Source organism: Kitasatospora sp. NPDC059803 (genome assembly GCF_042732255.1).
In the GTDB taxonomy this organism is placed as follows: domain Bacteria; phylum Actinomycetota; class Actinomycetes; order Streptomycetales; family Streptomycetaceae; genus Kitasatospora.
In genome coordinates, this window is sequence record NZ_JBHWIJ010000033.1 from 1 (window position 1) to 9,009 (window position 9,009).

5 protein-coding genes are annotated in these 9,009 nt (G+C 76.1%); 1 reads left to right on the forward strand and 4 read right to left on the reverse strand.

Annotated elements, in window-relative coordinates; all coding sequences use genetic code 11:
* Positions 1-19: 19 nt before the first annotated feature.
* Together ACFV6I_RS08265 and ctaD are read right to left on the reverse strand one after the other, a co-directional pair.
* A complete protein-coding gene (locus ACFV6I_RS08265; protein WP_380345291.1) occupies positions 20-547 on the reverse strand; it encodes a hypothetical protein in 528 nt (175 codons plus the stop codon).
* Positions 548-664: 117 nt separating this feature from the next.
* Positions 665-2,311, reverse strand: coding sequence for a cytochrome c oxidase subunit I (gene ctaD / locus ACFV6I_RS08270; protein WP_380345321.1), 1,647 nt, complete (start codon positions 2,309-2,311; stop codon positions 665-667).
* Positions 2,312-3,036: 725 nt separating this feature from the next.
* On the opposite strand from ctaD, the gene ACFV6I_RS08275 reads away from it, so the two are divergent.
* Positions 3,037-4,863, forward strand: a complete 1,827-nt coding sequence (locus tag ACFV6I_RS08275; protein ID WP_380423948.1) for a BTAD domain-containing putative transcriptional regulator — start codon at positions 3,037-3,039, stop codon at positions 4,861-4,863.
* On the opposite strand, the gene lanKC is transcribed toward ACFV6I_RS08275, so the two are convergent.
* Positions 4,856-7,480, reverse strand: coding sequence for a class III lanthionine synthetase LanKC (lanKC, locus tag ACFV6I_RS08280; RefSeq protein WP_380423949.1), 2,625 nt, complete (start codon positions 7,478-7,480; stop codon positions 4,856-4,858). The genes ACFV6I_RS08275 and lanKC overlap by 8 nt on opposite strands.
* Positions 7,481-7,550: 70 nt before the next feature.
* Positions 7,551-8,924 carry an MFS transporter gene (locus tag ACFV6I_RS08285; protein WP_380423950.1) on the reverse strand — a complete coding sequence of 458 codons (1,374 nt, stop codon included), beginning with the start codon at positions 8,922-8,924 and terminating at the stop codon, positions 7,551-7,553.
* Positions 8,925-9,009: the final 85 nt, after the last annotated feature.

Here is a 9,009-nt window from a genome sequence, read left to right on the forward strand (position 1 = left end):
GGGCCGAGGGGAGGGGCCGTCAGCGCCGCCGCGCGCTGCCGAGGCCCGCCAGCAGGAAGGCCAGCGCCACCCCGGCCCCGCTGACCGCCGCGAGCGCCACCCGGGAGCCGACGGCGCCCTCGTCCGACAGCAGGATCGCCACCGCCCCCAGCGAGGCGACGGCGGCGCCGACGACCAGCCACCCCGCGAGGGTGACGGCGGCGGGGCGGCCGGAGCGCGGCGCCGGCCGGGCGCCCAGGGCCGCCCAGCGGGCGGCGGTCTCGCGCTGCTCCCCGCGCCGGTCCCACCGGGCGCGGACCCGCAGCGCCGCGCCGCCGACCAGCCCGGCGAGGGCGATCTGCGCGGCGGGCCGCCAGTCGGGCAGGGCGAGCAGCAGCCCGCCGGCCATGGCGAGGGCGGCCCACCACAGGACGCAGGCCGCCGCGGCCGTGCGGGTGGAGCGGGGCCGGTCGGCGCCGGCCTGGAGGTCGGCGATGGCGGGCAGGTACCAGACGCAGCCGCTCGCGGTGAGCGCGGCGGTGCCGATGGCGAGGACGGTGTGGGTCATGGGGCCGGCCTTCCAGGTCGCGAGGGGGGAGACGTCCCCGCCCGTGACGGGGGCGTGGGCGGGGACGGCGGTCGGTGGGTGTTCGGAGCGGGTGGCCGGGGCGCGCCCGGCCTCGGGTCAGCTGTCCACGGCGGACCGCTCGCGCTCCGCCCTGGTCTGCGGCAGGTCGTACTTGGCCGGGGTCACGTCGCCCAGGTGGGTGGCGGGCTTGCCGGTGTTCTCCAGGACGTCCAGGGCCGCGATGTCGGGGTGGTGGAGGTCGAAGGCCGGGGATTCGGAGCGGATCCTCGGCAGCCGGACGAAGTTGTGCCGGGGCGGCGGGCAGGAGGTGGCCCACTCCAGCGAGCGGCCGTAGCCCCACGGGTCGTCGGCCTCGACCTTCTCGCCGTACTTGGCCGTCTTCCAGATGTTGTAGAGGAACGGCAGGATCGACAGCCCGAGCAGGAAGGAGAAGATGGTGGACAGGGTGTTGAGCGTGGTGAAGCCGTCCGAGGCGAGGTAGTCGGCGTAGCGGCGCGGCATGCCCTCGGCGCCGAGCCAGTGCTGGACCAGGAAGGTGCCGTGGAAGCCGACGGTGAGCGTCCAGAAGGTGATCCGGCCGAGCCGCTCGTCGAGCTTCTTGCCGGTCATCTTGGGCCACCAGAAGTGGAAGCCGGCGAACATCGCGTAGACCACGGTGCCGAACAGCGTGTAGTGGAAGTGGGCGACGACGAAGTACGAGTCGGAGACGTGGAAGTCGATCGGCGGGGCGGCGAGCAGCACGCCGGTGAGGCCGCCGAACAGGAAGGTGACCAGGAAGCCGACCGTCCACAGCATCGGTGTCTCGAAGCTGAGCGAGCCCTTCCACATGGTGCCGACCCAGTTGAAGAACTTGACCCCGGTCGGGACGGCGATGAGGAAGGTCATGAAGGAGAAGAACGGCAGCAGCACCTGCCCGGTGACGTACATGTGGTGCGCCCACACCGTCACCGACAGGCCGGCGATGGCGACGGTGGCGGCGATCAGCCCCGCGTAGCCGAACATCGGCTTGCGGCTGAAGACCGGGATGATCTCGGAGATGATCCCGAAGAACGGCAGCGCCAGGATGTACACCTCGGGATGGCCGAAGAACCAGAACAGGTGCTGCCAGAGCATCGCCCCGCCGTTGGCCGGGTCGAAGACGTGCGAGCCGAACTTGCGGTCGCATTCGAGGGCGAGCAGGGCGGCGGCGAGGACGGGGAAGACCAGCAGCACCAGCACCGAGGTGAGCAGCACGTTCCAGCAGAAGATGGACATCCGGAACATGGTCAGCCCGGGTGCGCGCATGCAGATGATCGTGGTGATGAAGTTGACGGCGCCGAGGATGCTGCCGAAGCCGGAGAGCGTCACGCCCATGATCCACATATCGGCGCCGACGCTGGGCGAGTGGACGGCATCGGACAGCGGCGCGTAGAGGAACCAGCCGAAGTCGGCGGCGCCCTGCGGGGTCGCGAAGCCGGCGGCGGCGATCAGCGAGCCGAACATGAACAGCCAGAAGGACAGCATGTTCAGGCGCGGGAAGGCCACGTCCGGGGCGCCGATCTGCAGCGGCATGATCCAGTTGGCGAAGCCGGTGAACAGCGGCATCGCGAAGAGCAGCAGCATCACCGAGCCGTGCATGGTGAAGGCCTGGTTGAACTGCTCGTTGGAGAGGATCTGCGTTCCGGGCCGGGCGAGTTCGGCGCGCATGACCAGCGCCAGGACACCGCCGATCAGGAAGAACCCGAACGCCGACACCAGGTACATGGAGCCGATCGTCTTGTGGTCGGTGGTGGTCAGCAGTCTGACCACGGCCGAACCGGGCCGTTTCGGCCGAACCGACGGCTGCGGTACGGAGGTTGGCGGTGGCGTGGGGTCGCCCTGTGCCGGGGTGGCGCTCAAGGACGCACTCCTTAGGAACGTCGTGCGAATGGCTGGCGATCCATGATCCGAACGCACCGCCCCCGCCCCCTAGGGCCGTTCGGCCCGCGCCCCCGGGGCCGCACGGCCCGCGTTCCGGCGCCCGGACCGGGACCTCCGGTGGCCGTCGGTCCCGCCCCGGCCCCTCGGGCGGCGCTCACCGCGCCGACGAGCGCCGCTGGAGGAACGCCGGAACCGCCCCGGCGCCCGCGCCCCGGAGCGCCCCCGCCCGGCCCCGTCCGCCCCGGGGCCCGCACCCCCGGCCCCGGCCCTCCGCCGCGCCCCGCCGGCCCCTCCCACCCCGCCCCACCGGCCACGACACCGCACCCGCCGGCCGCCACCACACCCGGCCTCCCCCTCCCCCGGGTGTCCCCTCCCCCAGGTGCCCGAAGTGTGAGGGTCGCGTGAGCGAAACAGGACGATTCCGTGCCCTACAGATCGGATCGGCCGTCAAGTAGCCTGCGGCCACGCCCGCACCGCACCGGTCACGCCCCCGCTCGGTCACGCCCCCGCTCGGTCACACCCCCGCTCGGACACGCCCTGGCCCCCACCCACGCCCCGGAGGTACGCCGATGCCCCTGGCCCAGCCCGCCGCCCCCACCCGGCCGCGCTTCTCCGTCCTCGGCCCGCTGACCGGCGAAGCGGACGGCCGCCCACTCGCCCTCGGCCCGCTGAAGCAGCGGCTGGTGCTGGCCGTCCTGCTGAGCCGCGCCAACACGGCCGTCCCGGTCGACCTGCTCACCGACGCGGTCTGGCCCGAGGAGCCGCCGCGCACCGCCCGCAAGAACCTCCAGGTCTACATCTGCACGCTGCGCACCCTGCTCGGCCGCGACCCCGGGCCCGAGCGGCTGGTCCACACCGCCGGCGGCTACCTGCTGCGGGTCGCCGAACCCGAGCTCGACGTCCTCCAGTTCCGCGCCCTCGCCCGGGCCGGCCGGGCCGCCGCCGACAGCGGCGCGCTCGCCCCCGCCGCCCGGCTGCTGCGCCAGGCCCTCGACCTGTGGCAGGGCCCGCCGCTCGCCGATCTGCGCTGCTCGCCCGCCGTCCAGGCCGAGGCCGACCGGCTGGAGGCCCGCTGCCTCGGCGTCCACGAGGACTGGGCGGAGACCGAGTTGGAGCTCGGCAACGCCACCGCCGTCGCCGAGGAACTCGCCGACCTGGCCGAGCGCCACCCGCTGCGCGAACGCCTCCAGGCCGCCCGAATGAACGCCCTGCACCTGTCCGGCCGCCAGGCCGAGGCGCTCGCCGTCTACGACACCCACCGCCAGTTGCTCGCCCGCGAGTTGGGCCTCGAACCCAGCCCCGCCCTGACCGCCCGCTACCGGCAGCTGCTCGCCCACGGCCCGGCCCGCCCCGCCACCGCCCGGCCGGCGCAGCACCCCGGCCCGAGCGGCGCACTGCTGCCCGCCGACACCACCGACTTCACCGGTCGAAGCCACGAACTACGCGACCTGATCGATGCGTTGGCGGAGGGCGGCGAGCGCGTCGCGGTCCTCTCCGGCCCGGCCGGCATCGGCAAGACCGCCCTCGCCGTGCACGCCGGACACCTGCTCGCCGACCGCTTCCCCGACGGCCGGCTGCTGCTCCGGCTGCGCACCGAGGACGGCACCCCGCGCCCGCTCACCGACATCCTCGCCGAACTCGCCGCCCTCACCGGCCGATCCGACCCCAGACCGGCCGACCCGGCCCAGGCCGCCGCCCTCTGGCGCGCCTCCCTGGCCGGACGCCGGATGCTGCTGATCCTCGACGACGCCCCCGGCGAGGCCGTGGTCCGCGAACTGCTGCCGGGCTTCGGCCCGAGCGCCACCCTCGTCACCTCTCGCAGCCAACTCGCCGGGCTGGCCTCAGTACACCGGGTCACCGTGCCGCCCTTCGCCCCCGCCGAGGCGCTCGACCTGCTCGGCCGGATCGTCGGCACCGGCCGGACCGGCACCGACCGCGCGGCCGCCGCCCGGATCGTCGAGGCCTGCGGGCTGCTGCCGCTCGCCGTGCGGGTCGCCGGCACCCGGCTCGCCGTCCTGCGCCACCTGCCGCTCGCCGAGTACGCGGCCCGCCTCGCCGACCCGGCCGGCGCCCTGGACGAACTCGTCGCCGGGGACGTCACCGTCCGCGCCCGCCTCGACTCCGGCTGGCGCGACCTCACCGACCAGGGCCGCCTCGCCCTCGGCCGGCTCGCCGCCCTCCCGCTCTCCCTGCTGTTCACCCTCCCCGAGGCCGCCGCCGCCCTCGGCCGCCCCGAACGCCTCGCCCTGCGCACCCTGGAGGCCCTCACCGACACCGGCGCCGTCACCTCCCCCACCGGCGAGGTCACCGCCCACGCCGCCCTCTACGCGCTCCCCCGCCTCACCCACCTGCACGCCCGCGAGCACAGCACCGTACTGGCCGACAACCTCAGCTGAGCCCGCCGCGCCGGCCGGCGCCCCTCGGGCCGAGCGTCAGCATGTCCAGCAACTCCCCGCCCTCCAGGCCCTGTTCGGCAGCGTGCAGGGCGAGCAGGACGCCCGCCGCCCCGGTGTGCAGGTCCGCCGAGAACCGCCGCAGCCGCATCCCGGGGACGAGCAGCCCCTCCGGCCGCGCGACCAGGTGCCACTGGAGCTTGCGGACCTGCTCGCGGACGGCGTCCCGGGCCGCCGGCCCGCCCAGCCGGTCCAGCGCCAGCAGCAGCCCGGCGCGGCCCCGGAACAGCCCGGGCTCGCGGACGAATCCGGGTGCGCAGACCCGCCGCACGTCGGCGAGGAACTCCTCGGACCCGCCGAACTCCCGGAACCCGTCGAACTCCTCAGACCGGCCGAACTCCTCGGACCTGCCGCCGCCGAGCGCCTGGTACTCCTGGGCGACGAGCGCGATCCCGCTGCTGCCGCGGTCGAGGTAGGCGAGCCGCCGCCCCCGGTCGAGAACCTGCACCGACCCGTCGGGCACCCGTACGCACTGCGCCACGGCGCGCTCCAGCGCCTCGCGCCCGGAGGCCAGCAGCCAGTCCTCGCCGGTCCGCTGGTACAGCCGCAGCTGGACGAGGGCGATCCCGGCGAGGCCGTACAGCAGTCCGGCCGCCGTCGGCGCGCCGAGCCCCGGGACGGTCTGCCCGCGCAGCACCGCGTCGAGCGCCCGCGCGTCGGCGAGGGCGTCCGCGAGTTCGCGCCGGCTGCCGAGGGCGTCGGCGAGCCGCAGCCGGGCGAGCGCGGCGCCGGCCCGGCCGCCGTGGAGGGCGACGGTGGGCGCGGGCCGGGCCTGCCGGGCCTGTGCGGCCAGTTCGGCGGCCTCGTCGCCGCGGCCGACCCGGGCGAGCACGGCCGCCACGCCGAGCGGCCCGTCGAAGAGCCCGCCTGCGCCCGGTCTCGGGCCGCGCCGCCGCATCGCCGCGATCAGCCAGTCCGCGTACTCGTCGGGGCAGGGCGCCCCGGCCCGGTGCAGCGCGTACAGCACGCCGGCGGCGCCGTGGGCGACACCGGTGCCGCCGTCGGCGAATCCGGCCGGGTCGCCGGGGAAGAGCCGGTCCGGCCGGTCGGGGGTGGCCCCGGCGTGGATGCCGGCGACGAGTTCGTTCCTGGCGGCGTCGAGGGTGGGCCCGGCGAGGAGTTCGCGGACCCGCCGTTCGCCGACCGGTTCCACCGGCGCCACGGCGCCCGGCCGCACCGGTCCCTCCTCCGGCCCGAGGCCGAACCAGCGCCGTGCCCGCCGTTCCAGCGCGGGCAGCTTGCCGGGATCGCGTTCGGCCAGCTCCATCACGGGCATCAGCAGCATCAGCCAGGTGGCCCAGAGCATGTGGCGGTCGGCGTCGGCCCCGTCGAGCCCGGGCGGGGGCTGCAACCCGCCCGCGCCGGCGAGCGGGACACGGCGGCCGGTGAGCTCCTCCGCGTACTCGAAGTCGACGAGCACCACCGAACCGTCCGGACGGACGATCACATTGGCCGGGTGCAGGTCGCCGAACCGGACGCCCCGCTCGTGCAGGGCGCCGAGCGCCTTCTCCAGCCCGGCCACGACCCCGGCCACCCAGTGCGCGTACTCGGCGCGCTGTCCGGCGGTGCAGTCCTGGTGCACCAGCGGGTAACGGCGGATCGCCTCGGCGAACAGCTGGACACCCTCGATGTGCTCCTGGACCAGGAAGGTGTGCTCCCAGACCGTCCGGACCTCGTGCAGCCGGGGCACGCAGTCCAGACCGGCGAGCCGTTCCAGCGCCCACTGCTCGCGCCGCAGCCGGGTGACGGCGTCGTCCCCGGCGGCGTCCAGCCCGGCGTGCGGGCGGGCCTCGCGCAGCACCACCCGCTCCCCGGTGGTCCGGTGCTCGGCGAGGTAGATCCCGCCGGCGTTGGAGAACTGCAGCACCTCGACGATCCGGTACGGCAGGTCGCCGCCGGCCGCCTCCCGGGCGGCCAGGTGCGGGCGCAGCTCCTCGGGCGGTTCGACCCAGGCGGGCAGTTGGAACACCGGGTCGCGCCGGTCGGGGACCAGCTCGCCGGACGGGTCGCGCAGCGCGGGCACGGGCCGCCCGTCCTCGTCCTGGCACCACAGCTCGACGAACGCGCCGTAGCGCACGTACACGGGGGCCGTGCCGATCCGCAGGTCGGTGAGCACGTACGGCCCCAGGCGGCCCGCCAGCACCTCGGCCAACTCCGCCGCGACGGCCAGGAACTCCTCCTCCGACGCCGGGTAGACGGTGACGAACTTGCCGCTGCTGCCGCGCCCCATGTACTTGCCGTTCGCGACCCGCAGCGCCTCGTCGCTGCGCAGGAACTTGAACGTCGTGCGGCGCGCCGTGCAGACCCGCGCGACGGCCCGCAGGGTCGCCTCGGCCTCCTCCGGCACGGTCGAGACGTGGATCTTCCAGCCCTGCTCCGGCAGCCGGGCGCCGTCCGGCCGCAGCGCCGTCCACAGCCCGCGCCGTTCGCGCCGCCACCCGGCGGGCGGTGCGCCGAGCCCCAGCTGGTACCGGCCGGCCCGGTCGCGGAGGCGGCCTGGGGTGTCGTAGTACGTCGGATCGGCGAGGCAGTACAGCTGGGTCTCCTGGGCGCCGGCCATGGCGCGCCTCCTCTTCCGGGTCGTCTTCCAAGCTCTTCCGGGTCATTCGTCTCCCGGGCCGCCGGGCCGTTCAGCCTGCGGGCGCCGGTAGCGGTGCCGGGGCCGGCGCCGGGCCGCGCCGGACCGGCGGCGCCCAGGTGACCACGGCCGCGCAGAGCGAGATGGCGAGGGCCAGCAGGGCGAAGGTCCGGGTGCCGCCCAGGGCGCCGAGCAGCGCGCCGCCCACCAGCGGGCCGAACGGCTGGACCAGGGTGGACAGGAAACCGGCGGCGCTCTGCACCCGGCCGATCCGGTCGGGCGGCGCGGCGAGCAGCATGCCGGAGACGAAGCCGATGCTGGCGACCGTGGACAGGCACATGCACACCGCACAGAGCAGCCCGATCAGCAGCGGGATCCGGGTGAGCACCAGCACCCCGGCGGTGGCGGCGGCCGCCCAGCAGCTGAGCGCCACCAGCCTGCCGTCACTCGCCCCAGGGCGCGCTCCGGGCCCAGTCCGGGCCTCCAGCCTCGGGGCGAGCAGCGCGCCGGCCAGGGCGCCGGCCGCGGTGCAGGAGACCACGGTGCCGCCGCCGATCCCGGAGCGGCCGCCGTCGGAGGCCACGGCCAGGGTGGTGAACATCAGCGCGCTGAACGCGAAGTTCATCCCGAGCCCGAAGATCAGCAGCAGGGTGCGCAGGTAGGGCTGGCGCCAGATGAAGCTGAGTCCGGCGGTCAGTTCGCCGCGGCTGAACGCCGCGCCGCTCCTGGCGGCGGGCACCGAGCGGGTCCGCATCAGCGCGACGCAGACGGTGGAGAGCAGCAGCCCGACGCCCTCCGCGAGGAACGGCAGCACCGGGTGCCAGGCGAACAGCGCGCCGCCGGCGATCGGCCCGACCAGCCGGGCGGCGGCGCCGCGCGCCTGCATCCGGGACGACGCCGCGCGGACCTGCTCGCGCGGCACCACCCCGCGCCGCAGGGCGCCGGCCGCGGGCCCGGTGGGGGGGGTGGTGAGCGCCCCGGCCCCGGCCCCCCCCCGCGCGCCCCCCCCGCCGCCCCCCGCCGCGCCCCCCCCCCCGGCCCCCCCCCGCCGCCGGGGCGCGGGCCCGTAGGCGCTGGTGATGAGCGCCCCGGCGGCGGCCACCAGCAGCACCAGCGGCAGCGGGGTGTGGCCGCGCAGGACGGCGATCACCAGCGCGGTGACGGCGAGCAGGCTGCCGACGTCGCACACCCGCATCAGCCGGCGCCGCTCGATCCGGTCGGCGATGACGCCGCCGGGCAGCATGGTGAGCAGCAGCGCGCCGATCGAGACGGTGCCGATGGCGCCCGCCTGGGCGGCCGATCCGGTCTCCCGAAGGACGAGCAACGGCAGGGCGATCGAGGCGAGTTGGGAGCCGAGCGAGGCCATCAGGCCGCCGACCCAGAGCAGCCGGAAGTCCCGGTTGCGGGAGAGCGAGGTGGGCTCCATGGCCGTCCTCCGGGGTGGGGGGTGGAATCGGGCCGGGGGGGGGGGGCGGCGCGGGGGGCCGCGCCCCCCCCCCCCCCCACCCCCC

Excerpts from the sequence above, each read along its gene's own strand:
- ACFV6I_RS08265 (WP_380345291.1), bottom strand. The coding sequence starts at position 547 with ATGACCCACACCGTCCTCGCCATCGGCACCGCCGCGCTCACCGCGAGC.
- ctaD (WP_380345321.1), bottom strand. The coding sequence starts at position 2,311 with ATGTACCTGGTGTCGGCGTTCGGGTTCTTCCTGATCGGCGGTGTCCTG.
- ACFV6I_RS08275 (WP_380423948.1), top strand. The coding sequence starts at position 3,037 with ATGCCCCTGGCCCAGCCCGCCGCCCCCACCCGGCCGCGCTTCTCCGTC.
- lanKC (WP_380423949.1), bottom strand. The coding sequence starts at position 7,480 with ATGGCCGGCGCCCAGGAGACCCAGCTGTACTGCCTCGCCGATCCGACG.
- ACFV6I_RS08285 (WP_380423950.1), bottom strand. The coding sequence starts at position 8,924 with ATGGAGCCCACCTCGCTCTCCCGCAACCGGGACTTCCGGCTGCTCTGG.